Below are 24867 nucleotides of genomic sequence, written 5' to 3' on the forward strand. Positions count from 1 at the left end.
CCATTATTATTGAAGCACCACATTTGCCTGTGCTTTTTCAAATGAAAATCCTTCGTAATTGTTGTCAGCCACTTTATCACAAATGACTTTGTAATTATTTAAGCCTCCTACATAAATCACAAATCCGCGTTGCACTCCATCAATGTTCGCTCCTGTATACCAAGAATTTGTATGAGGGAATAGTGTCGAGTTCGCTAAGTCATCACATTCTTTTCCCCATTTAACCTCGGACACTTTTTGCGCTTCAATGGTTTGCAATTCATTCGTTTCTAAATACTCGATACAATGGTCAATCCAGTCCACATGCTGCTCAATTGCAGCTGGCATATTCGTTAATACAGAAGGGCTTTGTGGGCCAGTAATCATAAAGAAATTCGGGAAGTTTTCCATCGTCAACCCAAGATAGGTTTTTACATCTTGTCCCTCTCCCCATTTCTCTTGAATCGATTGGCCGTCCCTTCCTTGAATATCCATTTTCAAAAGAGAGCCTGTCATCGCTTCATACCCTGTGGCGAAAATAATCACATCGCACTCGATTGTGCCTTCACGTAATTTCACACCATTTTCAGCAATACTTTCAATCGGATTCTCTTTTAAAGAGATTATATTCACATGATCCTCATTAAATATCTCATAGAAGTTCGTCCCGATAATTAATCGTTTGGTCGTAATATAATAATCTGGATGCAGTAATTGTGCTTTTTCTGCATCCTCGATAATTTCATCGATTTTATCGCGCACATATTGAGATACCACGAAGTTAGTTTCTTTATTCACTCCTGTATCCGTATAAACAGAACCTAACGCAAGACCGCCCGATTCCCAAACATAATCCAGGGCTTCCTTTTGGCCGGCTGCATCAAATTCTGTAGCCGATTTTCCTGTTGTGAACATACGAATACCGCCAGTTGTCGTTGTAAATGAATCACGAATGTCTTCGTAGTTTACAATCGCCTGATCCTGTTCTTCTTTTGTTAATCTCTTGTTACGAGCTTCAGCCACATAGTGAGGCGTACGCATTAACAAGGTAAGCTCCTTTGCTTCTTTTGCAATCTCCGGCATGGCTTGTACACCACTTGAACCATTTCCGATAATGACTACCCTTTTACCTGTCAGGTCGACTTTTTCATGCGGCCAACGCCCTGTATGATACTGTTCGCCTTTGAAGCTTTCCGTCCCCTCAAAAGGTGGTATATTCGTAGTAGATAAACACCCAACCCCACTGATAAAATATTTAGCAACGAAGGTTTCGTCTGTATCAGTTGCAATCTCCCATTGCTTTCTATCATTATTAAAGCTTGCTTTAGTAACGCGCGTTTTAAATTGAATATCTGGGCGTAGCTTTAGTTCATCAGCGACAAAGTTTAAGTACTCTAAAATCTCCGGCTGTGAGGCATAGCGATCCTTCCAGCGCCATTTTTTATAAAGTTCTTCAGAGAATGTAAAGTTATAATAGATAGAATCAGAGTCACACTTCGCCCCCGGATAGCGGCTCCAATACCATACTCCACCAACACCGTCAGCAGCTTCAATAACTTTTACCGATAAACCGCGCTCTCGTAGCCTATGCAACATATATAGCCCTGCAAAGCCAGCCCCAATAACGACTGCATCATATTTCTTTTCTCCCATAATATTCCCCCTTATATGTTAGAAAGATTTGTAGGTACCTTTTTCCAAAATGGCAACTGATTGCTTATTGGTGATAAAACGCTTACATTCTTCTGCACCCTTTCATCCACAGACATTGCTACTTTCGTATGCCACTTTATCTTACCAACCATTGCTTCCCCAAAACATTCCTTCTTTTAGCTAGTTCGAATATTATAAATCGGATAATATTTTGAAACTATTACTACTTTTTAGATTAGGAGAGACATATATATAATGAAAGGAGTGATTGCTATGCAAATTTCTACTTGGGCATTAGAAGAGAAACTATCAAATTGTGTTCACTTACACACACAGGAAGAAAAAATATGTCATATTCTCCATGTATTAGATGAACTAGCCTTTTGTGATGCCATTTCGTTTTTCCGTTACAGTCCCATCGGTTATGTAGGTGAAGGTATTGCAGGCTTACAAGATGGACAGCTTCAATCCCTTTCTTATATTCGAGATGATCTTCGCTCTTTGCCGATTGTCAAAAATGCCGTTGAAAAACGTAAAACGACTTTTCATGAAGGAAGAGAAATTATCACTCTCATGTCAAGTCGTTATCATCGCAGTGTGCCATTGAAAGCCTTACTCGTTATTCCCATTGTTGTAAATAATATGACCATTGCCTATATATGTTGCGAGTTTATAAAAAAACTCAATCACTTCAAAGACAATGAGCTAGAGCAATTCACCCTTTTTGGTCGTTTAATCGGTGAGCTATTTATCCAACCACAAACAATCGCTCATCCCAAATTAAGTCCTCGCGAAAACCAAGTTTTGAGAGCGCTTGCAAATGGTTTATCAACTAAAGAACTTACAAACCTCCTATCGTTAAGTGAGGCAACTGTTAAACAGTACATTAAATCCGTGCTGGTGAAATTAGGGGCGAAGAATCGTACCCATGCAGTGTCAATCTATCTCGGACAAAACCTATGATGGACATCCATTTTGATTATTCAGTTCCTAGCCATAGAAAAAATCCGTCCGTTAATAAATCTACTAACAGACGGATTTGTAATGTTGTTGCTATCTCTAATTTTATAGTACCTTCTCCAAAAACTCTTTGGCACGTTGTGATTTAGGTGCAGAGAAGAATTCTTTTGGAGTAGCATCCTCTACAAGCTGACCACCTTCAAGGAAAAGGATGCGATCGGCCACTTCTTTTGCGAAGCCCATTTCGTGCGTCACAATAATCATGGTCATCCCAGATTCAGCCAAGTTTTTCATAACAGCCAGAACCTCTTTTACCATTTCAGGGTCAAGTGCAGAAGTTGGCTCATCAAACAGCATTACGGAGGGATTCATTGCCAAAGCACGAGCAATAGCTACACGCTGCTTTTGTCCGCCAGATAAACGATTTGGATATTCGTTGCGTTTTTCAAATAGCCCAACCTTATTTAATAGCTCTTCTGCTGACTTAATCGCTTCATCCTTTGAAATGCCCTTCACCTTGATTGGTGCATAGATTAGATTTTCCAGTACCGTTTTATGTGGGAATAAGTAAAAATGCTGAAAGACCATTCCTAAATTTTCACGTACCTTCATCACATTTTTTTCAGTAATAATGGTACCACCAACTGAGATTTGCCCACTTGTCGGATCCTCTAGTCTATTAATGCAACGGAGAAAAGTAGATTTGCCCGATCCTGAAGGACCAATGACAGCAATGACTTCCTTTTCTTTTATAACAGTAGAGATTCCCTTTAGCACTTCGTTTTTGCCATATGTTTTGTGTAAATTCTCAACTTTAATCACTGCGTCTCATCCTCTTTTCTATCATTTGTCCAAGGAAGGTTAATACGAGAGTCATGACATAATAGATTCCCCCTGCAATTAGCAACGGCTCAAGATAACGGAATGTTTCGCCGCCCACTATGTACGCTCGACGCATAATATCTAAAGCACCAATTACCGTAACAATTGCAGATTCCTTATTTAATGTAATGAACTCATTCATAAGTGATGGCAATATATTCTTGATGGCCTGTGGCAGTATGATATCCTTCATCATCTTGCTGTAAGGCACACCAAGTGCTTTTGCCGCTTCTTGTTGACCCTTATCCACTGCATTAATCCCTGCACGAATTATTTCTGAAACATAGGCAGCAGAATTTAAACCAAAACCTATAATAGCTGCAGGTATTGGCTCAATATTAAAGCCAAGAATTTGCGGCATAGCATAGTAGATAAGCAATAATTGAAGAACAAGCGGTGTTCCGCGGAAGATGGATGTATAAAAGTTCGCAAACCATTTTAAAGGCTTAAACGTTCCGATTTTGCATAGTGCTAATAATATACCAAGTACAAGTCCAATAATTGCTGCAAAAATAACGATTTGTAATGTGATGCCTATCCCTTCTAAGATGTAAGGAATAGAGGGTATTACACGACTAAAATCAAACATCGCAAGCCCTCCTTTCATAATTGTCATAATATAAACACGTCATCCAGTTAAACTGGATGACGCTCAAATAATTTATTCAACAACAAACCATTTTTTCTTAAGTTCTTCGATTTTTCCTTCATCGATAAGCTCTTTAATAACACCATCGAATTCAGCCTTTAATGGGCTTCCTTCCTGGAATACAACAGCCTTGTAATCTGGCTCTTCTACTTTAATAGTGAATGCAGCTAAATCATCATTTTGGCTTAAGTAATTATCGGAAACAATATTTTCAATTACGGCAGCATCAAGACGTCCATTTTTCATTTCTTGGATAAGCTGAGGAATTAAATCACGGCTTTCAACAGTAAATCCATGTTCTTCACCGAATTCCTTTGCTAAGTCCTCTTGGATAGAAGATACTTGTGCTCCAACTTTCTTGCCTTTTAAATCTTCCATAGAAGTGATATTGCTTTCTTTCATGGAAACCATATATTGCTCTGTCTCATAGTAAGGCGTTGAAAAATCTACTACCTCGTCACGTTCTTCAGTTGGTGTCATACCAGAGATGACAAGGTCATATTTTTTCGCCTGTAATCCAGGAATTAAACTGTTGAAATCACTATTAGTAAATTTCAATTCGTAGCCTAAACGTTCAGCGATTAAGTTTGCTAAGTCAATATCAAATCCGATGATATCCTCACTTACCTTTGTGTCTACAAACTCAAATGGAGCATAGTCAGCAGATGTTCCTACAGTTAATACTTTTGTTTCTTCTGTTGTTGCGTCAGAGCTTGAATCCGGCGCAGAACCAGAACCATTTGTTGAAGTTTCATTTTCAGCTGTACCACAGGCTGCTAAAATACCAATTACTAATCCTAGCATCAATAAAAATACTTTGTTTTTCATGAGTTTAACTCTCCTTCTCTATTTCCCTATTATTCTTCCATATATCTTTGAATTGCTTTTTCAAGCATTGTTAATCCATCATCTATTTGTTCTTTTGTAATAGTCAGTGGAGGAATCATACGAATGACCTCCCCTAAATTTCCACATAGGTAGAACAAAACCCCTTCTTCTAATGCATAATCGAGAATTTTCATCACAGCTTGTCCATCAAGCTCACCTGTTTTCGGATTGGAAATTTCAATGCCAATCATTAAACCGGCAGAACGGACATCGCTGATGACTGGGTATTTCTCTTTTAGCTTCAAAAGCTGTTCCGTTGCATAGGTCCCTACTACTTTTGAATTTTCCACAAGGTTTTCTTCATGGAATATTTCTAAGGTTGTTAGGGCAACTGAGCAAGCAATCGGATTTCCTCCAAATGTCGTCCCATGCATGCCTAATGGCCATTTCTGCATTAATTCCCTTGAAGCAACAGTCGCACTTAGCGGCAGACCCGAAGCAATTCCTTTAGCGATTGCCATTATATCTGGCGTTACCCCAAAATATTGTGCAGCAAACCATTCCCCAGTTCGACCAAAGCCTGTTTGAACCTCGTCAAAGATCAATAGAATGCCATGCTCATCACAAATCTCACGTACCCTCTTCACCCAGGCTTTTGGAGGAATAATGTAACCACCCTCACCAAGAACAGGCTCCATAATGACACACGCTACTTCTTCAGGTGTCACCTGATGCTGGAATAGACGTTTAAAATCCTTTTCTAGCTGTTCTACACAGTAAACCTCTGGGTCAACTCCCACTGGGCAGTCATTACTATCTGCATAGGGGATTTGATAAGATAAATGTGATGGCTGCAGGAATTTTCTATATTTACTCTTAGAAGTGGTAACTCCTAAAGCCCCCATAGAGCGGCCATGGAAACATCCCGTGAATGACACAACATATGGGCGTTTTGTTACAAACTTCGCAAGCTTTAATGCACCTTCAATCGCTTCAGTTCCACTATTCGCAAAGAAAAAGCAATCTAAATCTCCCGGTAGCACCTTACCCAACTCTTCAGATAGTCTTAAAATAGACTCGTACATAATGACACCTGAAGGACCATGAACAAGCTGGTCGGCAGCATCTTTAATACTTTGAACTATTTTGGGATGGCGATGACCTGTGTTGGTTACAGCAATACCAGATGTAAAATCCAAATACTGTTGTCCATCTGCACCATAGTAATAGCAACCCTCTTCTTTAACAACTGGAATATTCGGATGATCCTTCGCCATACTTGGTGCTAGATAATTTCCCATCTCATCATATAAATCAAGCCAGTTATTCAAGATATTTTCCTTCTTTCTAAGTTGTATAATTTATAAGATAGCATTCTATCTATATATTGCAAAAGTTTCAACATTTATATATATTACTACTCAGCGTATAATTATGCAATTGTATTTTTAGGATACCACCCTTTGTTCCCACAAAATTATGTCCAATTCTTTAACAAACCCTCGCTAAATCCGTGCTGTTTTTCTCCTTTTGTATGGATTCCTTCTATATTATGTCATTGTTCTTTTAGGTCATTATATGAAAAAAATATTGCCCAAGCTGCTAGCTCCTGAGCAATATCCTTTATAGTTTTTTTCTATTAAAGTGTTACCGTTTACTATAATTGATAAATAGAGTTTCATCTAATTAATTATCTTTGCTTAATCTAAGCTCTTTATCCAGGCAATCGCTTCGTTTGTGATTGCTTCCCAATTTCCAGTTTGCAGCCATTCCTTTTTTATAAGGTCACTTCCTGCACCGACAATATCTGCACCTGCTACTAAGTAGGTGCTTGCAGTTTCTAGGTTGATACCACCAGTTGTCATGATTTGAATATGACTTAACGGACCTTTAACATCCTTTATAAACTTTGTCCCTAAGGAAGATGCTGGGAAAAGCTTAATGATCTTTGCGCCTGCACTGTAGGCCGTTTGCATTTCAGTTGGGGTAAATACTCCTGGAATAACAGGAATCCCCTTTTCAACACATAAATTTACTACATCTACATTCAATGATGGCGATACGATGAATTCAGCTCCTGCCTCGATAGCTTTTTCACAGTCCTGTACTGTTAAGACTGTCCCTGCACCGACTAAAAGGTTTTCATTTTGTGTTTTTACCTCATGAATCATTTCAATCGCATTTTCAGAATCCATTGTAATTTCGACTGCTTTTATTCCGCCATCACTTAATGCTTTCACTAGGTCCTGACATAGGTGATAAGGAACTTTTCGTAAAACTGGTATTAACTGAATGCCTTGTAATTTATCATACATAGCTGTAACTCCCTATCGTTCGATATTTTCGCGTGCTCCTAAAAACACCTCTACATCTTCTAAATAAGGCAATCCTTCGTTATCTCCCTCTACTTGGACTACCATCGCACCGACTGCATTTGCTAATTGAATCGATTTTTCCACTGGCCAATCCTGAATGACCCCATAAAGAAAGGCAGCATCAAAGCCGTCTCCAGCACCTACTGTATCGACAACCTTTTTCACAGGAAAGCCTGGGACATTTACAAATCTATTATTCTCCAAAAATGATGATCCAACTGCTCCGTCCTTCATGATTACCTGACTGAAATCATATTTTTGAAGCTCTTTAATAAACCGCTCCTCATCTTCAGTATCAAATAAGATTTCTAATTCCTCTCGGCCAGTCAATAAGAAATCGACATAGGGCAAATAGGATTGTAATGTCTGTCTTGCTTCTTCCTTTGACCAAAGCTTCAAACGAATATTTGGATCTAAGGAGACCTTTACGCCATTGTCCTTTGCAATTTTAATCGCCTCTAAAATGACCTGACGATTTTGCTCTAAAATAGCTGGAAATACGCCAGTAACATGTAAAATTTTCGCTCTTTTTATATAATCAATCGGCAAATCATTACTATTAAATGTTTCTGTCGGTGATTTGTGGCGATAGTAAAATGTTTTGCTATCCCCTGAAGCATGTACTTCCTTAAAGTTCAAGGATGTTGGATAGCCCTCGATCAGCTTTACCTCCGAAACATCAATACCCTCACCTCGAACAGTGTTGAGTATATGTCTGCCAAACTCATCTTTCCCTAGCCGACTAATCCAACCAGCCTGCAAGCCCAATCGTGCACAGCCAATCATTACATTCAATTCCGCTCCACCAATTTTACGTTTAAATCCATCAACATAACGGAGTGGACCTTTCACTGAAGGGTCAAATGTAATCATGCCATCTCCAATTGTAATAATATCCATATCATTAACCTCACTCAATTCGATTTATCGGCCCATCCAGCCTCCATCTACTACTAATACATGCCCTGAAACATAGTCAGATGCACGAGATGCTAAAAATACAGCTGTGCCTGCTAAATCATCTGCTTGGCCCCAACGTCCAGCCGGAATACGTTCTAAAATTGATTTATTTCTTTCCTCATTATTACGTAATGCCTCTGTATTATTTGTAGAAATATAACCAGGTGCAATTGCATTCACTTGGACACCAAAAGCAGCCCATTCATTTGCTAATGCTTTTGTTAAGCCTGCAATTGCATGCTTACTTGTCGTATAACTAGGAACATTTATGCCACCTTGAAACGATAACAAAGAAGCAATATTAATAATTTTGCCTGATTCTTTTTCAACCATTTGTTTACCAATGGTTTGACATAGAGTAAATACGGAGTTGATGTTCACATCCATTACTCGATTCCATTCTTGAACATTATGAGCCGCTGCTGGTTCACGGTAGATAATCCCTGCATTATTCACTAAAATATCAATTGTATATTTATCTAAAATTGGTTGAAGATTCGATTGTAAATTTTCAACATCACTTAGATCTATTAAAAATGTTTCGTAAGTTCCTTGTAGTTCAGTAATTTTGTCTTGTGTTTCTTGCATATTATCCTGATGCCCAACTAATATTAAGTGAGCTCCAGCTGCTGCTAGTCCCACAGAAATTGCTTGCCCAATCCCAGTACGGGCACCTGTTACAAGTGCAGTTTTTCCTTTTAGTGAAAAATAGTCTAATTGAAAACTCATGCTTCTTCTCTCCATTTCTATTGGAAATTCAACTATTCTTGATTTCTTAAATTATTGGACGCTTATTATCTACCTAACCAGCCGCCATCGATGGCCATTGTAAAACCATGAACATAATCGGAGGCACCTGATGCTAAAAAGACTACAGCCCCTTGCATATCTTTACCTGTTCCCCAGCGACCTGCAGGAATACGTTCCATTATTTGTCGACTTCTTACTTCATCTTGAATAAGTGCTTCATTCATATCTGTTGCCATATAACCAGGCGCTACACAATTGACATTGATGCCTTTTGAGGCCCATTCATTTGCTAGAGATTTAGTGAATTGCATAACTGCTCCCTTACTTGCAGCATAGGCAGGAACAGTAAGCCCTCCTTGAAATGAGAGTAAGGATGCGACATTGATGATTTTTCCGTACCCGCGTTCTAGCATAGGTTTTCCGAATGTTTGGCATAAACTAAAGACAGCATTTGCATTGACATTCATCACATAATTCCAATCCTCTTGAGGAAATTCAACAGCTGGATGTCGTTTTTGAACCCCAGCATTATTCACTAAAATATCAATCTTACCTAGCTTTTCTTCTATTATAGATAGAAGCTCTTTATGCAAAGCTAGATCGCTGATATCAAAAGCAATTGATACAGCTTTTACACCAAAGCTTTCTAGCTCTTTTACAGTCTCTGGACTTTCCGTTCTTGAAATAATGGCTACATTAGCTCCTGCCTCAGCTAAACCAAGAGCGATATCCTTACCTAATCCACGGCTTCCGCCAGTTACTACAGCATTTTTACCAGTCAAGTCAAATAAATGGTTCATGCGTTTCCTCCTAAAATGCGTATAAAACTTTAATCGCATTTGTTGGTGTTGTTAATAATTCAAAGCCTTCTGATGCTTGTTCCGAACTTAATACATGGGTTATAATCTCAGCAAACTGAGGAACCTTTGTTATTAAATCTAGTGCTAACTCTATATCCCGTTTTGTATAGACTCTGACAAATTGAATCGATAGCTCCTTGAACATCCCCTGGATTAAATTCATCTCAGTTGGCTTTTTATAGGCAGCAACAATTACAATCGTTCCCTGGACCTTCACGATTTCTGTTACTTGTTTTAAAACTGAGGGATGACCTGCACAGTCAAATACATAGTCAATTCCAGTATTTCCTGTCATTTTAGCTAGCTCTTGAACTACGTCATCTTTCATAGAATTGAATGTAGTAAACCCTAATTCTTGTGCCTTTTGAAGTCGCAATTCATTCGCTTCAATAACGATTACCTCTGACGCTCCATATGCTCGTAATGTTAAAGCTACACACAAGCCGATTGTTCCGGCACCATACACAACAGCACGATCCCCAACAAGAAATTTTGCTGTCCTTACAGCATGTACTGCAACAGCAATTGGTTCAGAAAGTGCGCCAAGTTTTAAGGAAACATCCTCCGGTAAAGGAATGACTTTATCTGCCTCAACGGCTACATATTCTGCCATACCGCCATCAACATCAATCCCTACTAATTTTAAATCGTCACACACGTGAGATTGTCCGGTGCTGCAAGGAATACAAGTTCCACAGCTTATTAAAGGGTTAACTGTCACATTTGTACCAATCGGGAATTTAGGGTGTTCACTTTCTATTGTTGCTGAAAATTCGTGTCCTAGAATAAGAGGAGCTTGTGCTCGTGGATGTGTGCCTGCAAAAATATTTAAATCGGTTCCACAAATCCCTGCATAAGCATTTTTTAATAAGACGTAGCCTTTAGGTACCTGTGGTTTTTCTACTTCTTTACATTCAACAGTATTTGGAGCTGTATAAATAATTGCTTTCACGTATTTTCCTCCTTTACATCGGTTTCCTTAACGAGATTAGAAAAGCGACCAAAAGTACCTCTTATAATACCTTCGGACGCCTTTTCAATTGTTATTTAATAAGGCCTAGTAATTGCGGTAACCATAATGAAAGTTGTGGTATATATGTAACTAATAATAGAACTACAACCGTTACTGCAAAAAACGGTATTAATGGTCGAATTACTTGTTCAATTTTCAATTTCGCTACACGTGCACCGATAAATAAAACTGGTCCTACAGGTGGAGTGATCGTACCAATACTTAAATTGAAAACAACCATGATTCCGAAGTGTACTGGATCCATTCCAAACTGTGTAACAATTGGGAAGAAAATTGGTGTGAAGATTAATATCGCTGGTGTAGGGTCCATAAATGTACCTACTATTAAAAGCACGATATTCATGATGATTAAAATAATAATCATGTTATCTGTAAATCCTAATAATAAATCAGCTATTAACTTTGGAATGCCTGTAAACGACATCACCCAAGACATAATTGTTGAAACGCCAATTAAGAAAATTACGATCGCTGTTGTGCGAGTTGAATCCATCAATATTTTAGGCAAATCTTTAACTTTAATCGTTTTATATATAAACGAAAGCAACAAGGCATAAACAACAGCTATCGCTGAACCCTCTGTTGCTGTAAATACGCCCAGAATGATACCACCAATTACAATGATGATTAAAAATAGACTTGGAATCGCATCTATAAAAACTTTTAACGCTAATTTAAATGGAACTCTTTCATTTGATTTATAGCCTTTTCTTTTTGCTATGAAAAACGCCATAATCATACATGCAATTCCCCATAAGATTCCCGGAACATATCCTGCCATAAATAGTGCTGCAATCGACGTTCCTCCACTTACTAGGGAAAAAACAATTAGTGTATTACTCGGTGGAATCAGCATTCCTGTTGGGGCTGATGCAATATTTACGGCCGCACTAAAAGTACGATCATACCCTTCCTTATCCTGCATTGGAGCCATTGTTGAACCAACAGCAGCTGCTGCAGCAACAGCAGATCCTGAAATCGAACCAAACATCATATTAGCTAAAATATTGGTTTGTGCTAAAGATCCTGGCATACGTCCTGATAATACCTTGGCACAGTTCACCAGACGCATAGCAATTCCACCATTATTCATAATAACTCCAGCTAATATAAAGAAAGGAATTGCTAATAATGCAAAGGAATTCATCCCTGTAAACATTCGTTGTGCTGAAGCTTGAAGAGCATTTTGAGGATCTAAAATCGAAAACATTGCTAGCATCGACGCGATCCCCACACTAATACTAATTGGAGCACCAATTATTAAAAAGAATGCTACCCCTGCAAATAAAATTAAAGCTGCTATCCCTGCAGATATCATCGCTTACTGCTCCTCTCTTGTTATTACACAGCTTCCAATGGTTTTTTATTTTTTGCAATTGTATAGATGTTGTAAATGCAATAGAAAATAATAAATACTCCGCATATCGGCATCGCTGCATATAAGTAACCGACTGGTATTTGTAACGCCGCTGATAATTGAGTCCATGCTAATTTTGTAATCGTCATCCCACCAGAAAGTAAAACAAGAGCAGAGAAGAAAATAATACTTAGCTCTATAAAGATTTGTGTAACCATTTTTAATTTTTTCGGGAATGCTTCTTGAATGAATTCAATACGCATATGTCCATTTTCTCCAAATACAAAGGCCGCTCCAAATAGCACTAGCCAAACAAAACAATATTTCGCTAATTCCTCTGAGAAAGCACTTGGATTATTCAATACAAAACGTGTAAATACCTGCCACGTAACAAGGAGAACTAATGCGCCGAATAACACGACGCATATAGTTGATAAAATCTTATCAAGCACTTTTTTTATTGTCTCCATGAAATCACCACCAATTATTTTGCTGCTTCACGAACTTTTTCATATAATTTCTTAGCATTTTCAGAAGTTAACTTCTCTTGAACAACTGGTTCTGTAGCTTTACGGAATAAATCTACATCCACTTCGTTGAAAGTTGCTCCAGCTGCTTCAGCATCAGCAATTGCTTTTTTTGCATCCTCATCCCACATCTCAACCTCGTGGTCAATAGCCTTTGCTAACTCATCTTTAAAGATTTGTTGATGCTCTTCACTCATACCATCAAATAGCTGTGAGTTGATAAGTAAAAAGTCAGGTAGCATTAAGTGATTTGTATATGAATAATACGGTGAGATTTCTGCGTGTTTAAGGTTAGCAAAGATAAGCTCGTTATTTTCTCCGCCATCAATTACCCCTGATTGAATCGCTGTATATACTTCACCTTGGCCCATTGGTGTACCAGTACCACCCATTTGTTCCATCATTTTAATATTTGTATCCGACTCGATAATACGAATCTTTAATCCTTTTAAATCTTCTGGAGTATTAATAGGTTTTTTACTGTTATATACATTACGAACACCTGAGTGGAATGCACCAGCTACATATAAACCTTGGTCTTTAAGAGAAGAATATAAATCCCCTACGATTTCTTCATCACTCAATACAGACATTTGATGTTCTGCTGATTCAAAAACATAAGGTAAGTTAAATACTGCGAAATCCTCATTGAAGTTTTCTAGTAAGCTTCCTGCTACAATCGACATTTGAATTGTTCCAGTTTGAACTAGTTCAACTGTTTCGCGTTGTGCCCCTAATAATTCATTTGGGAAGATATCGATTTCATATGCTCCATCTGTAAGCTCTTTAAATTTTTCACCAAACTCTTCCATCGCTTTATATTGTGGATGATTTTCTGGTTGGTTAAATGCCACTTTTAAAACCTGTGTTTCCCCGTTTGAAGACGCTTCACCTGAAGCTGGAATTTTTTCATCCCCGCCACAAGCTACTAATATAGCTAAAACTAATCCCATAACCCCTAATAACATTAACTGTTTGAATGACTTTTTCATTTTGGTCCCCTCCAAATATGAGTAATAATTAAATTTTATTAACAGGATAGTGAAGCTTTTCATGCTTCACATATCTCACTGCTTCTTCAGCAACTTTTCTCTTTAGCTCTTGAGCTGCTTGCTCTGAATACCAAGCCATATGCGGTGTACATATAAATTGTTCTAGCGCTAGCAACGGTGAAGTTGAACTTATCGGTTCCTTTTCCGTTACGTCCAATGCAGCACCTGCAATTTTTTTAGAAGCCAGTGCTTCATATAGCGCAGCTTCATCAACAATGCCCCCTCTTGATACATTGATGAGATAGCTCGTCGACTTCATTTTTGCGAATACGCTTTCATCAAATAAATGATGGGCTTGATCTGAGGGACAGTGAATTGAAACAATATCTGCCTGTGTAATAAGCTGCTCAAAATCTACAAACTCAATAAACGATAAGGTAGAATCATGTTTCTTAGACTTTGCTGAAATATCATAGGCAATTACTTTACAACCTAATGCATGAACCTTTCTCGCAAAGACTGAACCAATACGTCCTGCACCAACAATCCCTACCACTTGTTCGCTATGACGATAGATTGGGATACTCTCTTGATAGTCCCATACTCCCTCTTTAACCAATTGAGTCATTTTTGTAATTTTCCTTGTAAGCGTTAACATTAGTGCTAAAGCATGGTCAGCAACTTCATGTGTTCCATAATCCGGTACATTACAAATCTGTACTCCATATTTCGTTGCTGCTGCTAAATCAATATTATTTACTCCTACACCATAGCGAACGACTAATTTTAAATGAGGTAGCTGAGAAAGCACCTTTTCAGTAAAAGGTGCATACTGATTAATGATTACAGATGCTTCCTGGCAATATTGAATTACATCTTCTTCTGTTAGATTTTGTTGTAATTCTAGGAAAACATTATTTTCACTAAAGATCTTTCTTTCAATCTCAATATCCTGATGATCACAATCGGAAATAATCACTTTCATTTAGCATCACCTATTTTGAGTTTATTTCAAATCCTTCATAGCAACATGGTCCATATCATCAAAATCTAAATTTTCTCCACACATTCCCCAGATGAATGTGTAGTTTTTCGTGCCAATTCCAGAGTGAATCGACCAACTTGGAGATAACACTGCCTGCTCGTTTGCCATTACAATATGGCGAGTTTCGCTTGGCTGCCCCATTAAGTGGAATACTCGTGTATCCTCATCCATATCAAAATAGAAATATACTTCCATTCGACGTTCATGTGTATGACAAGGCATTGTATTCCAGCCACTGCCTTCTTCCAACACAGTCATTCCCATGCTTAGCTGGCAAGTTTCTAATACATCCGGATGAATGTACTGATTAATCACGCGTTTATTCATGTTCGTATCAGCACCCATAGGACGTTTGATGGCCTTTTCTTGATCAATCTTTACTGTTGGATATTTAGCATGAGCTGGACAGCAATTTATATAGAATTTTGCTGGATTACTAGAATCAACCGATTCAAAATATAGCTCCTCAGTTCCTCTGCCAATATATAAAGCTTCCTTATTACCAATCTCGTAAATGTCTCCATCACAGATTATACGTCCAGGGCCACCTACATTAATAACACCCATCTCACGTCGTTCTAAGAAGTACTTTGCTGCTAGCTCTTTGCCAGCATCTAAAGTTACCTTTTGGTCGATTGGATAAATCCCTCCGTAAATAATTCGATCTACGTGGCTGTAATTTAATGTCCCTTCATTTTCAACAAACAATTTTTCCATTAAAAATTCTTCTCTTAATTTTTCAGTAGTGTAATGCTTCACATCTTCAGGGTGATGTGCATAAACGATTTTCATTATTTTTCCCCCTTATTAAGAAAGCGCTATCAGAAATAATACCGTTCCACAATGCAGAACACAGTTCCAATTTATAATAATTATATTCGTTAAAATTTTCAATTACAAGAAGAAAATGATTATTCTGTGAATAATAATAACAATTATTAACTTTTTGATGTATCATTTACAAATCGATAGTTTTTCGAATATGATTGTTAAAGGCATAGAATTTTTTAGAAATGGTGGAGAAATAAAATGGCAACCGTACAATCTATTGAACGTGCTTTTTTCATATTAGAGCATTTATCTGAGCATCCTAACGGCATGCAAATTACAAAATTAGCTTCGGAAACGAGCTTGTCCAAAAGTACAGTCCATCGATTATTGTCTACATTGATTGAGCTACAATATGTTAGAAAAGATGCAGAAACAGACCGATACTACCTGAGCTATCGTACGTTATACTTAACTCGCAATATATTAAGCAATTCAAGTTTAATAACTGTAGCAAAGCCCTTACTACAACAATTAGTAAATGAAATCAACGAAACAGTGCATTTATGTATCGAAGAAAATGAAGAGGTTATTTACATAGACAAAATCGAGAGTAACCAAACAATACGAATGTATTCTCGTATCGGAAGCCGTGCACCTATGTATTGTACAGGTGTTGGGAAAATGATGTTATCTGGTAAAGACGAAAACACTCTGCGTGATATCATCACAAGAATACATTTTACTAAACGCACGGATTACACCATTTTAACTCCCAACGACTTACTTCAAGAAATTTCTAAAATTAAAGAAGTCGGATATTCACTTGATAATATAGAAAACGAAGATGGCATTCGCTGTATTGCAGCCCCTATTTATGATTTTACAGGCAAGATCATTGGAAGTTTCAGTATTTCTGGTCCAAGTACTCGCGTAACAATGGAAAGAATTGAGACGGAATTAGCAGAAAAAATATTAAATACATCAAGAGCTATCTCCTCCCAACTTGGTTATGGTCAATAAAAACTTTAGATTATATAAGAATTTAGAATAAAAACTGCTTCTTACCTTTTACGATAAGAGAGCAGTTTTTTGCTTTTTCGATATAGAAAAAGAGAGCCTTCATAGCTCTCTTCTCTCTTCTTACCTCTCACACGCCATTCCATCATCATCGCGGTCGTGTTTACTTTCATATGCTGGATGGGAACTGTTTACACCATTTGGATAGACTTTGCGCATTTCGGTACAGTTTTGGAAGGACTGGGATGTGCTTTGTTGGTTTTGCTGTGCTTTTCGTTGAGCTTCTGCCTCAGCTGCAGCCTTACTTTGTGCTTCTGCCTCAGCAGCTTTTTTCTGGGTTTCGGCTTCGGTGGCTTTTCTTTGGGCCTCAGCTTCAGCGGCTTTTCGCTGAGTTTCTTCTTCCTCAGCCTTTCTCTGTGCCTCAGCTTCGGCGGCTTTTCTTTGCTCTTCTTCCTCTGCCTGTCTTTGTGCCTCTTCTTCAGCTCTCCGCTTTTCTTCCTCTTCAGCCTTTAACTTTTCTTCTTCCTCGGCTTTTAGTCTTTCTTCTTCCGTTTCTTTTTCTGCATCTAATTGCTCTTGTTCCTCTGTATCGATTTCGTTTTCATCATCTCCAAAGGCATTACAGCTACTAAACGCTAAGATGATAAAAATGATAATTCCTAATATCGTCCACTTTTTCTTTTTGCTCATTCTTCTCCATTTTTCAACCATATTCTATCTCTCCTTCAATACGAGCTTTCAACGGTTTAGCCGCTATGTAAGCAGCTGCAAAAGCCAATAAGCTGATAAGTAAATCCTGTACATCAAATGTCCCCATCTGATGTATAAATAGCTGAAGAATCTCAGCTCCTCCACCTAGCAACAAAGGAATGCCCATTATCAAATACTTCACTTTTCCTGAATCTTCATCAAATCTCCACATTGAGACAAGAAAATAAGTAAATGCATACACCCATAACCCATCCGGCAGGCTGTACTTCACAAAGCTAGGAATGTCCAAGTTCACAGAAATTGCTCTAATTTGATGAATTATTGAATCGATTTGAAATAGCTTGTACACCTTAAATATCAATAAAGTATCCACTCGAAACAACGTGTAAATTAGCCCACCAAGAATAATTGGTAGATAGATGTGCATCCAGGATTGACGGTTCCACATTTGATTTTGGGCCTCCTAACTGTTGCTTATTTATAAAGCGTTTTGAAAAATGATTTTATAGGAGTTATTTATTATGGACGGAAATAATTTGAGTATTCAACAATAAGCAAAGAAACTTAGACGTACAAAAATCCGTCAATTAAATTAACTGACGGATTTGGATTATTAATATGTCTAATTTCGCAAATACTAACTTAGCCGTGCAATTTTCTTCTCATTGTCGTTACTTACTAAACAATTATTTCAAATCTTTCGCCACGCCTGAGATTAAAGTTAAATATTCATCAATTGTATATTGAATTGATAATGGATTTGGATTACCAGCTGCTGCTAATGGTGTATTATCTTCAATCAGTACAACTGAGCCGTTTTGAATTGCTGGTACTTTTCCAAGAAGTGAATCTGCCTGAAGTGCTGTTAATGTACTTTCATCTCCATAGATGATGAACATTTCTACATCATTAAGAGCATCTGCATTTTCGGCACTTAGCTCGATATAGAAGCTATTTGGATCCGTAATTTGATCTTTAATGCCTTCTGGATACGCCATTCCTAAATCATGCAGGAATTCACCACGTGGATCTCCTTCTGTATAAACGTAAAACTTAGATAGGTCAGCTGCGTTGAACATTGCAAATACAGCCTTTTTCCCTTTAATTTCTGGATGCTCATTTGCCTTATCCTGAATTAGCTTTTCTGTATCAGCAATAAGCTGTTTTCCTTCCTCTGCCATGCCCATGCCCAGTGAGTTAAACGTAACCTGGTCACGCCAAGAAGTAACCCAAGGTGTTTCCTGATAAGGTACGACTGGAGCAATTTGCGTTAACATATCATAATCCTCCTGCGTTATACCAGAGTATGCAGCAAGAATAACATCTGGATCTGACTCAGCAATAGCCTCAAAATCTAAACCATCTGTATCCTGATAAACGTTAGGATTTTCTTCACCAAGCTCCTTTAATTTTTCAGCAGTCCAAGGCAGCATCCCACTTTCATCCTGGATACCATAGTTCGCTGCAGAGAAACCTACAGGCACAACACCAAGAGCAAGAGCCACATCATGGTTTGCCCATGCAATTGTCGCCACACGTTCTGGCTTTTTCTCAATAACCGTTTCCCCTAAAGCATGCTTAATAACAATTGGATATTCTGTCGCTGATCCTTCTGCTTTTGTTGCTTCTGAATCTGTTGATTTGCTATCCTCTGTACTAGATTCCTTAGCAGAACAGCCCACAAGTGCAAGGGAAAGAATCGAGATTAATAACAAGGTTAAAAATGAAAAATTTCGTTTTGAATTCATTTTGAATGACACTCCTAAAGTTTAGTTGATAACGATTATCATTATCATTGATAATATATAACCTACGGCAGAAGTTGTCAATATATTATTTTAATGGTAATTATTTAGAGTAATAGATTGCGCTGGTGTACTGTATTTTTTCTGCATGAAAAAAGGAAGCCAGCAGCTTTACTTTGCTTGGCTTCCTTCCTTCCTTACTTCCCTGCTATTCTTTTGGATTAATAACAATTTCTACACGACGATTTTTTGCTTTTCCGTCTTCAGAATTATTTTGGGCTATTGGCATTGTTTCGCCATAGCCAGCTGTACTGATTTTGATATGACCAACTTTTCCACTTTGTAATAAGTAAGCCACGACTGCTTTTGCTCGTTTTTCCGATAGCTCCATATTATATTGGTCATCACCTGCATTATCAGTATGACCATTAATTTCCATAACTGTGTCTGCTTTTAATGTCTCTAAATTTTGAATCAACTCATCCAAAGTTTTTTGTGCATCAGGCTTTAAATCGCTTTGATCGTGGTCAAATAAAATGTCATCAGGTAATTGAATTTTTGTTTCTTCACCATCTGTGGTAACACTTGTATCCTCTGGCGCTTCAACAATTGGTGGTTCCGGATAAAGGATGACCTCAATCATATTGCCACCTTCTTCGTTTGGAATCACCGGTTCACCAGTCATCTTTTCAAAGGTTTCTCCGTAAGCCTCGTTCATTCTCATTTCGAGTAAATGCCTGCTTTTTGGCTTCGAATTAATAACAATATAGCCTGATTCTGTAATCGTGTTATATGGAATCTGAATCAAAAACGTACCATCATTCACAACATTCGTACTCGAGCTTATCCAGTTTTGTGCAACAGCAGCCTCTTCAGAAGAGAAGTAGGAAGCAACCAGCTCAGTACCCTCTAAAAGGTTAGATTTCCCTTTTACATAGAAATAGCGGTGATCGTTCGTTAATTCAGTTTCAATCCATACCTCTGCACTACCATAATCATCAGGAACCTTTTCCCTTTTTGGTGTTTCAATAGGATACACCGTTTGTTCGATGGTAGGTAGCACAAGAATCGAAGCAGAGATTTTTTGGTATTCCTCATCTATTATCTCATGCTTTTGAACAAAGGGACCTTCTAGGTTCTCGCCATCTTCACCATAAACAGCCTCAATCTCATCCGGCTGCCCCCAGCCACCAAGAAGCACGTCAATCGTGACTAAAATATGTCCAAAGCTCGTTAAATCTGAAGGGATTTCAAAGGTAAAATCTCCATTCTCATCAACCTCTGTACTCTTATCACAAAGAAGACAAACCGGATTTCGAATGGAAAAAGCACGATCTAGCCAGTCAATCCCGACGATAGTCCCCTCCATCAAATTACTTGTCCCTTTAACAACAAGCTTTCCATTTTCGGCTACCACTTCCCCGCCTAATTGAATGTCAGTAGGAAATTGCTCATCCGCTTTCTCTTCTGAATCTACTTCTTGTTCTTTATCTACTTGACTTGTCTGTTCATCATTATTTTCAGCTTCTACTGTCTGCGTATCCTCTTTACTCTCACAGCCCACTAAGAGAAACATCGTGGTCACTATAAGCAACAACCAGCCTGTTTTCTTCTCCATAGTCCCCCTCCTCAATTTCCAATTCTCTCTATACTACGGTAAGTTATTTTAGAAAATATTGGAATATGTGTATGGTCCTAGGAAATATATCTCTAATTTTAGAGAGTTTTTTTAGTTGTCTACCTAATAGGGTACATTTTAGAAATCTATTACATACTTATTTACTATATACATTCTCAAGTTTCTCTCTTAGACAAAATCATATTCTACTATTTCACTAAACACTCCTATTAAATGGAAGATTGACAAAAAAATAGAATTAAAATATATTTATGTTAACCTAATTATAATTATAGTTAACATAAAAGATGGAGGTAGGTAATTTGTGAGTACTGTGCAAAAGACACTTTCAAAAACAAACGTAGTAGATTTAGTGTACTGTGGCATGTTCGCTACATTAATGATGATTGGAGCGAACATTACGTCATTCACTCCATTCTTTGTTGTCGGTGGAGTACCAATTACATTACAGACATTTTTTGCTGTGCTGGCAGGACTTGTGTTGGGTAGTAGAAATGGTGCCATTGCTTGCACAGTATACATGTTAATCGGCTTGGCGGGGGCACCCGTTTTCGCTAAGTTTAGTGGTGGCTTCGATAGTATTCTATCCCCCACATTTGGTTTTATTTTAACGTTTATTTTTGCTGCCTATCTGACGGGAAAAATTGTTGAAACGTTCCAAACTCTAAAGCACTACATTGTAGCCGCACTTTTTTCAATGCTGGTTATTTATATTGCTGGAACGAATTGGATGTATCTGTCATATAATCTTTGGGCAGATGCACCACCTGAACTTTCCTATCAGCTTGTTTGGGGCTGGATGCTGGTACCACTTCCAAAAGATATCATTTTAGCGATTTTTGCAGCCTTCCTGGCATTCCGACTTCAAAGGATTTTAAAAATTTTACCTATCAAATCATCAACCAAATTGGAGGTTTAACTTATGTGGACTCAGCTTGCACAAGATGTGATAAATGGAAAAGAGCTAAGTGATCATGAAGCACTGGCTATTTTAACGGTTAATGACGATGAATTACTTCCATTGCTACATGGCGCTTTTCAAATTCGGAAGCACTATTATGGTAAAAAAGTGAAGTTGAATATGATAATGAATGCAAAAAGTGGATATTGTCCGGAAGATTGCGGATATTGTTCCCAATCATCCAAATCAACGGCTCCCATTGAAAAATATCCATTCATTACTAAAGAGGAAATTCTGGAAGGTGCCAAACGTGCTTTTGAAAACAAAATTGGAACCTTTTGTATCGTAGCCAGTGGACGAGGGCCAACCCGCAAAGATGTCAAAGTAGTAAGTGAAGCCGTTAGTGAAATTAAAGAAAAATATGGTTTAAAAGTTTGTGCTTGCCTCGGATTGCTAAAAGAAGAGCAAGCAGAACAGTTAAAACTAGCGGGTGTCGACCGTTATAATCATAACGTTAACACCTCCCAGCGTCATCATGACTATATAACAACAACGCACACATATGATGATCGAATCAATACAATTGAAATAGTTAAGAAACATGGTATTTCCCCTTGTTCGGGAGCAATTATCGGCATGAAAGAAACGAAGGAAGATGTTGTTCATATTGCCCGGGCATTAAGAGCCCTTGATGCAGATTCAATTCCAATTAACTTCCTTAATGCTATAGATGGGACAAAGCTTGAGGGAACAAAAGAATTAAATCCAAGGTATTCCTTAAAAGTTCTCGCGTTATTCCGCTATATGAACCCAACTAAGGAAATTCGTGTCGCAGGTGGTCGTGAAGTGAATCTAGGGACATTACAGCCTCTTGCCTTATACCCAGCCAATAGCATATTTGTTGGCGATTATCTAACGACAGCTGGTCAAGAAGAAAACATCGACTATCGAATGCTAGAAGATCTTGGTTTTGAGATTGAGCTGGCAGAGAAACAGGAAGAACTAAGCAGAGCGTAATTTTGATCAACTATAGATTCCATAAGCAAACACTAGAGATTGAATCCGATACTTTTTTCTATTTAAACAAAAAACCAGTTGAAATTTCGGTTATCCCGATTTTCCAACTGGTTTCATCTTCATCTCCATGTTTTATGCCATATTCCTCGAAAATATATTGCTCTTTTGAAGAAGAAATGGATCAGTGAGATAAAAGCATTAGCTTTATTCTATTATTCTGCGATGTTAGAGACTTTATCTTCAATTCAAAGAGTGTTGTCACTAACATCGTGGCTAAACGCACCCCGTTAGTTAAAAGTAAATTCATTTTTCTTTTGCATACTATCTTCGGCTCGTTTAGTTACTTTCAGACCAAATTAAGAATATTAATTAATCTATATTCTCAGTATAATTAAAGATGACAACAAATGACTGCAGCATTAAAACTGCTTTCAAATCTTGTCTAGTTGGCTGGTAGAACACCAAAAAATCATATAAATTTCTTTTACCTTTTAAATCAAACAATATATTGTGGTTATACATTGCACTTTCGACATTGGAATATAATTTGAAATTTAATCTCGTCGTATCTATTTCTACTGCTATATAATCTAGATTCATTTTAAAACAATCACTATAATCAGAATGTATATTAGACGGGAACGAATTTTTATATTCTGTATTGTAAATTGGTTGGAAGTATCTTATTAGTACCGCTTCAGTAAAACTAATTTCCTGTGGCTTTGCAATTAAACCATATGGATTACGTTCTAATTCTAAAATTGAGTAGTTAATCTATCTTTGTATTCCTCGTAACTTGTATTTGGTGATACCATTGTCATTGTATTTCGATCAAAATTCTAAGCCGTTAAATATATACTTCGATTATCTTCTTTTTTAAAATATATTTTTTGTAGGGTACTGTGTGATTCTAATCTATCAATACATTCCTATTACCATTTTTACCAAACGATTTACCAATATACACTAATTCGCAGTCTACCTGTACTCCAATGCTTAATAAAAAATTTATAACGTTTACCTTTAAAATAATTCTATTTTCTTTATCAAGTATCTCAATTTCATCATTATTATGCTAAAATGAACTCCACCTATTTTTGAAGGAAAATCTAATTTAAAATCCATTGCTTCCGCACTATTGATTGCATATATTTTTACTTCAATACTATTATTATTCAATTTTAATTCTTCTTTTTTAAACTTATAATTAGTAGTTTTTACTACCATATATATGTGATTACGTGGTATTAAATTAAACTCCTTTTCTAATGCTTGTAGTTCTTCAAATTTTTTTGAGTAAAAATCATACCATACGATTCAACCATTGATATTCCTAGACTATTTATCAAATTCAAAGTTCCTCGCTCTCATCCCATATTCTATAAAAGTGATATTTATTTCTGTTTGTACATGAAACTTTACAATCCCTGCCCCACCTTTTGAAAGCAAAATTAATCAATAATAATATCATTTAATTGATTAATCTAAATCTCTGCGATTGTATAAATCTTCATTAAAATGAAAATATAAAAAAGGTATTAAGCATAGTAAATAAAAACCTAAAATAAAATTATTAATAATACTATTAAGTTCTGCTTTTATAATTATACTTACTAGTAATGACATGAAACCTGAAAAAACTGTTCCTGCTTCTAAAACCTTAAAATGTTGTTTTGTTAAAACAATTATTCTTATTTTTTTTATTTCCAATTTCTCTATATATCTTATACTAATTTTGAAAAAATTATAGGAAAAATAAAACCAAATAAATATTAAAAAAATTAAAAATATAGATGTATTTTCCAAGGTATCATCTATATTTTTTAAATAATCCGAATTTAATATTACATAATCTATAATATTAATAAATATCTGCGAAATTAAAAGCCCTATTATAACTGACATAAAAGATAAGACAAATATTTGATTAGTTGATGAAATAAAATCTATTATGCTTACCATATTTTCTTTTAGTATTAACAATAGAAATAATACTATCACTATTGCAACTAATTTTATGAATATATCAATGTTAGTAAAAAGTAAAACAATTAGATAGAAAATTGAATAAAAATATATGGTTTGAATTAATACACTAATAGCATTTTTCACTTTAAAATTCTTCACCCTCGTCCCTTTTAACTCGTTTAACTTTGACCTGGTGTGTCATGATTTTTGTATCTGCGTGTGGTGGAAGCTACCTCGCATTTCAATTA

Annotated in this window: 26 protein-coding genes; 4 read left to right on the forward strand and 22 right to left on the reverse strand. The window is 37.0% G+C overall.

Annotated features, from left to right (window positions below):
- Positions 1 to 6 precede the first annotated feature (6 nt).
- Positions 7 to 1632, reverse strand: a complete 1626-nt coding sequence (locus LG296_RS15075) for a flavin-containing monooxygenase (protein ID WP_404427144.1) — start codon at positions 1630 to 1632, stop codon at positions 7 to 9.
- 255 nt (positions 1633 to 1887) lie between these two features.
- On the opposite strand from LG296_RS15075, the gene LG296_RS15080 reads away from it, so the two are divergent.
- Positions 1888 to 2595 carry a response regulator transcription factor gene (locus LG296_RS15080; RefSeq protein WP_404427145.1) on the forward strand — a complete coding sequence of 236 codons (708 nt, stop codon included), beginning with the start codon at positions 1888 to 1890 and terminating at the stop codon, positions 2593 to 2595.
- Between the two features lie 102 nt (positions 2596 to 2697).
- Here the strand turns inward: LG296_RS15080 and LG296_RS15085 are convergent, their stop codons facing one another.
- The 14 genes from LG296_RS15085 to kduI all read right to left on the reverse strand — a co-directional run bounded on the left by LG296_RS15085 (position 2698) and on the right by kduI (position 15642).
- Entirely contained in the window at positions 2698 to 3414 is a 717-nt protein-coding gene (locus LG296_RS15085; protein ID WP_251402118.1) for an amino acid ABC transporter ATP-binding protein, read from the reverse strand.
- Positions 3407 to 4063 (reverse strand): amino acid ABC transporter permease, encoded by a 657-nt coding sequence (locus LG296_RS15090; protein WP_404427146.1) that lies wholly within the window; start codon positions 4061 to 4063, stop codon positions 3407 to 3409. The genes LG296_RS15085 and LG296_RS15090 overlap by 8 nt, the downstream gene beginning before the upstream one ends.
- Positions 4064 to 4135: 72 nt before the next feature.
- Entirely contained in the window at positions 4136 to 4951 is an 816-nt protein-coding gene (locus LG296_RS15095) for a transporter substrate-binding domain-containing protein (RefSeq protein ID WP_404427147.1), read from the reverse strand.
- 29 nt (positions 4952 to 4980) lie between these two features.
- On the reverse strand, positions 4981 to 6285 hold the full coding sequence (locus tag LG296_RS15100; protein ID WP_404427991.1) for an aspartate aminotransferase family protein: 1305 nt from the start codon (positions 6283 to 6285) through the stop codon (positions 4981 to 4983).
- 366 nt (positions 6286 to 6651) lie between these two features.
- On the reverse strand, positions 6652 to 7266 hold the full coding sequence (locus LG296_RS15105; RefSeq protein WP_107933516.1) for a bifunctional 4-hydroxy-2-oxoglutarate aldolase/2-dehydro-3-deoxy-phosphogluconate aldolase: 615 nt from the start codon (positions 7264 to 7266) through the stop codon (positions 6652 to 6654).
- A 12-nt stretch (positions 7267 to 7278) separates the two neighbouring features.
- Positions 7279 to 8226: a sugar kinase gene (locus LG296_RS15110; protein WP_107933518.1), complete on the reverse strand. Its 948-nt coding sequence runs from the start codon at positions 8224 to 8226 to the stop codon at positions 7279 to 7281.
- Between the two features lie 24 nt (positions 8227 to 8250).
- Positions 8251 to 9015 carry a 2-dehydro-3-deoxy-D-gluconate 5-dehydrogenase KduD gene (kduD, locus tag LG296_RS15115; protein WP_107933519.1) on the reverse strand — a complete coding sequence of 255 codons (765 nt, stop codon included), beginning with the start codon at positions 9013 to 9015 and terminating at the stop codon, positions 8251 to 8253.
- A gap of 65 nt (positions 9016 to 9080) precedes the next feature.
- Positions 9081 to 9836, reverse strand: a complete 756-nt coding sequence (locus tag LG296_RS15120) for an SDR family NAD(P)-dependent oxidoreductase (RefSeq protein WP_107933521.1) — start codon at positions 9834 to 9836, stop codon at positions 9081 to 9083.
- A 10-nt stretch (positions 9837 to 9846) separates the two neighbouring features.
- Positions 9847 to 10848 carry a zinc-binding dehydrogenase gene (locus LG296_RS15125; RefSeq protein ID WP_107933523.1) on the reverse strand — a complete coding sequence of 334 codons (1002 nt, stop codon included), beginning with the start codon at positions 10846 to 10848 and terminating at the stop codon, positions 9847 to 9849.
- Positions 10849 to 10939: 91 nt separating this feature from the next.
- Positions 10940 to 12247: a TRAP transporter large permease gene (locus LG296_RS15130; RefSeq protein ID WP_404427148.1), complete on the reverse strand. Its 1308-nt coding sequence runs from the start codon at positions 12245 to 12247 to the stop codon at positions 10940 to 10942.
- A 23-nt stretch (positions 12248 to 12270) separates the two neighbouring features.
- Positions 12271 to 12756, reverse strand: a complete 486-nt coding sequence (locus LG296_RS15135; protein ID WP_107933527.1) for a TRAP transporter small permease — start codon at positions 12754 to 12756, stop codon at positions 12271 to 12273.
- 14 nt (positions 12757 to 12770) lie between these two features.
- Positions 12771 to 13805, reverse strand: a complete 1035-nt coding sequence (locus LG296_RS15140; RefSeq protein WP_404427149.1) for a TRAP transporter substrate-binding protein — start codon at positions 13803 to 13805, stop codon at positions 12771 to 12773.
- Positions 13806 to 13833: 28 nt separating this feature from the next.
- Entirely contained in the window at positions 13834 to 14790 is a 957-nt protein-coding gene (locus tag LG296_RS15145; RefSeq protein WP_404427150.1) for a C-terminal binding protein, read from the reverse strand.
- Positions 14791 to 14811: 21 nt separating this feature from the next.
- Positions 14812 to 15642, reverse strand: coding sequence for a 5-dehydro-4-deoxy-D-glucuronate isomerase (gene kduI / locus LG296_RS15150; RefSeq protein ID WP_404427151.1), 831 nt, complete (start codon positions 15640 to 15642; stop codon positions 14812 to 14814).
- Positions 15643 to 15879: 237 nt separating this feature from the next.
- Between kduI and LG296_RS15155 the strand changes: the two genes are divergently transcribed.
- Complete coding sequence (locus LG296_RS15155) at positions 15880 to 16641, forward strand: IclR family transcriptional regulator (RefSeq protein WP_107933534.1); 762 nt, start codon at positions 15880 to 15882, stop codon at positions 16639 to 16641.
- 120 nt (positions 16642 to 16761) lie between these two features.
- On the opposite strand, the gene LG296_RS15160 is transcribed toward LG296_RS15155, so the two are convergent.
- From LG296_RS15160 to LG296_RS15175, 4 genes are all read right to left on the reverse strand, one after another.
- The gene (locus LG296_RS15160) at positions 16762 to 17349 is read right to left on the reverse strand and encodes an excalibur calcium-binding domain-containing protein (RefSeq protein WP_107933536.1); all 588 of its coding nucleotides are present in this window, start codon (positions 17347 to 17349) and stop codon (positions 16762 to 16764) included.
- Complete coding sequence (locus tag LG296_RS15165) at positions 17342 to 17797, reverse strand: hypothetical protein (RefSeq protein WP_107933538.1); 456 nt, start codon at positions 17795 to 17797, stop codon at positions 17342 to 17344. Before LG296_RS15165 ends, LG296_RS15160 begins: the two co-directional genes overlap by 8 nt.
- 238 nt (positions 17798 to 18035) lie before the next feature.
- Complete coding sequence (locus tag LG296_RS15170) at positions 18036 to 19097, reverse strand: iron-siderophore ABC transporter substrate-binding protein (RefSeq protein WP_107933539.1); 1062 nt, start codon at positions 19095 to 19097, stop codon at positions 18036 to 18038.
- A 205-nt stretch (positions 19098 to 19302) separates the two neighbouring features.
- On the reverse strand, positions 19303 to 20712 hold the full coding sequence (locus LG296_RS15175) for an OmpA family protein (RefSeq protein WP_251402158.1): 1410 nt from the start codon (positions 20710 to 20712) through the stop codon (positions 19303 to 19305).
- Positions 20713 to 21037: 325 nt separating this feature from the next.
- Between LG296_RS15175 and LG296_RS15180 the strand changes: the two genes are divergently transcribed.
- Together LG296_RS15180 and bioB are read left to right on the forward strand one after the other, a co-directional pair.
- A complete protein-coding gene (locus LG296_RS15180) occupies positions 21038 to 21652 on the forward strand; it encodes a biotin transporter BioY (RefSeq protein WP_404427152.1) in 615 nt (204 codons plus the stop codon).
- A 3-nt stretch (positions 21653 to 21655) separates the two neighbouring features.
- Entirely contained in the window at positions 21656 to 22651 is a 996-nt protein-coding gene (gene bioB, locus LG296_RS15185) for a biotin synthase BioB (protein ID WP_404427153.1), read from the forward strand.
- A 1023-nt stretch (positions 22652 to 23674) separates the two neighbouring features.
- Here bioB and LG296_RS15190 read toward each other — a convergent pair.
- From LG296_RS15190 to LG296_RS15200, 3 genes are all read right to left on the reverse strand, one after another.
- Entirely contained in the window at positions 23675 to 23878 is a 204-nt protein-coding gene (locus LG296_RS15190; RefSeq protein ID WP_404427154.1) for a hypothetical protein, read from the reverse strand.
- A gap of 252 nt (positions 23879 to 24130) precedes the next feature.
- Entirely contained in the window at positions 24131 to 24778 is a 648-nt protein-coding gene (locus LG296_RS15195) for a hypothetical protein (protein ID WP_404427155.1), read from the reverse strand.
- Positions 24765 to 24821 (reverse strand): hypothetical protein, encoded by a 57-nt coding sequence (locus LG296_RS15200; protein ID WP_404427992.1) that lies wholly within the window; start codon positions 24819 to 24821, stop codon positions 24765 to 24767. The genes LG296_RS15195 and LG296_RS15200 overlap by 14 nt, the downstream gene beginning before the upstream one ends.
- Positions 24822 to 24867 lie beyond the last annotated feature (46 nt).

It is taken from the genome of Ureibacillus chungkukjangi (assembly GCF_044795995.1).
Classification (GTDB): domain Bacteria; phylum Bacillota; class Bacilli; order Bacillales_A; family Planococcaceae; genus Ureibacillus; species Ureibacillus chungkukjangi.

Coding starts and splice junctions, on each gene's coding strand:
- kduD (WP_107933519.1), bottom strand. CDS start 9,015: ATGAGTTTTCAATTAGACTATTTTTCACTAAAAGGAAAAACTGCACTT.
- kduI (WP_404427151.1), bottom strand. CDS start 15,642: ATGAAAATCGTTTATGCACATCACCCTGAAGATGTGAAGCATTACACT.
- LG296_RS15175 (WP_251402158.1), bottom strand. CDS start 20,712: ATGGAGAAGAAAACAGGCTGGTTGTTGCTTATAGTGACCACGATGTTT.
- LG296_RS15105 (WP_107933516.1), bottom strand. CDS start 7,266: ATGTATGATAAATTACAAGGCATTCAGTTAATACCAGTTTTACGAAAA.
- LG296_RS15165 (WP_107933538.1), bottom strand. CDS start 17,797: ATGTGGAACCGTCAATCCTGGATGCACATCTATCTACCAATTATTCTT.
- LG296_RS15110 (WP_107933518.1), bottom strand. CDS start 8,226: ATGGATATTATTACAATTGGAGATGGCATGATTACATTTGACCCTTCA.
- LG296_RS15190 (WP_404427154.1), bottom strand. CDS start 23,878: ATGGTAGTAAAAACTACTAATTATAAGTTTAAAAAAGAAGAATTAAAA.
- LG296_RS15135 (WP_107933527.1), bottom strand. CDS start 12,756: ATGGAGACAATAAAAAAAGTGCTTGATAAGATTTTATCAACTATATGC.
- LG296_RS15155 (WP_107933534.1), top strand. CDS start 15,880: ATGGCAACCGTACAATCTATTGAACGTGCTTTTTTCATATTAGAGCAT.
- LG296_RS15075 (WP_404427144.1), bottom strand. CDS start 1,632: ATGGGAGAAAAGAAATATGATGCAGTCGTTATTGGGGCTGGCTTTGCA.
- LG296_RS15080 (WP_404427145.1), top strand. CDS start 1,888: ATGAAAGGAGTGATTGCTATGCAAATTTCTACTTGGGCATTAGAAGAG.
- LG296_RS15090 (WP_404427146.1), bottom strand. CDS start 4,063: ATGTTTGATTTTAGTCGTGTAATACCCTCTATTCCTTACATCTTAGAA.
- LG296_RS15120 (WP_107933521.1), bottom strand. CDS start 9,836: ATGAACCATTTATTTGACTTGACTGGTAAAAATGCTGTAGTAACTGGC.
- bioB (WP_404427153.1), top strand. CDS start 21,656: ATGTGGACTCAGCTTGCACAAGATGTGATAAATGGAAAAGAGCTAAGT.
- LG296_RS15095 (WP_404427147.1), bottom strand. CDS start 4,951: ATGAAAAACAAAGTATTTTTATTGATGCTAGGATTAGTAATTGGTATT.
- LG296_RS15160 (WP_107933536.1), bottom strand. CDS start 17,349: ATGGTTGAAAAATGGAGAAGAATGAGCAAAAAGAAAAAGTGGACGATA.
- LG296_RS15140 (WP_404427149.1), bottom strand. CDS start 13,805: ATGAAAAAGTCATTCAAACAGTTAATGTTATTAGGGGTTATGGGATTA.
- LG296_RS15170 (WP_107933539.1), bottom strand. CDS start 19,097: ATGAATTCAAAACGAAATTTTTCATTTTTAACCTTGTTATTAATCTCG.
- LG296_RS15130 (WP_404427148.1), bottom strand. CDS start 12,247: ATGATATCTGCAGGGATAGCAGCTTTAATTTTATTTGCAGGGGTAGCA.
- LG296_RS15145 (WP_404427150.1), bottom strand. CDS start 14,790: ATGAAAGTGATTATTTCCGATTGTGATCATCAGGATATTGAGATTGAA.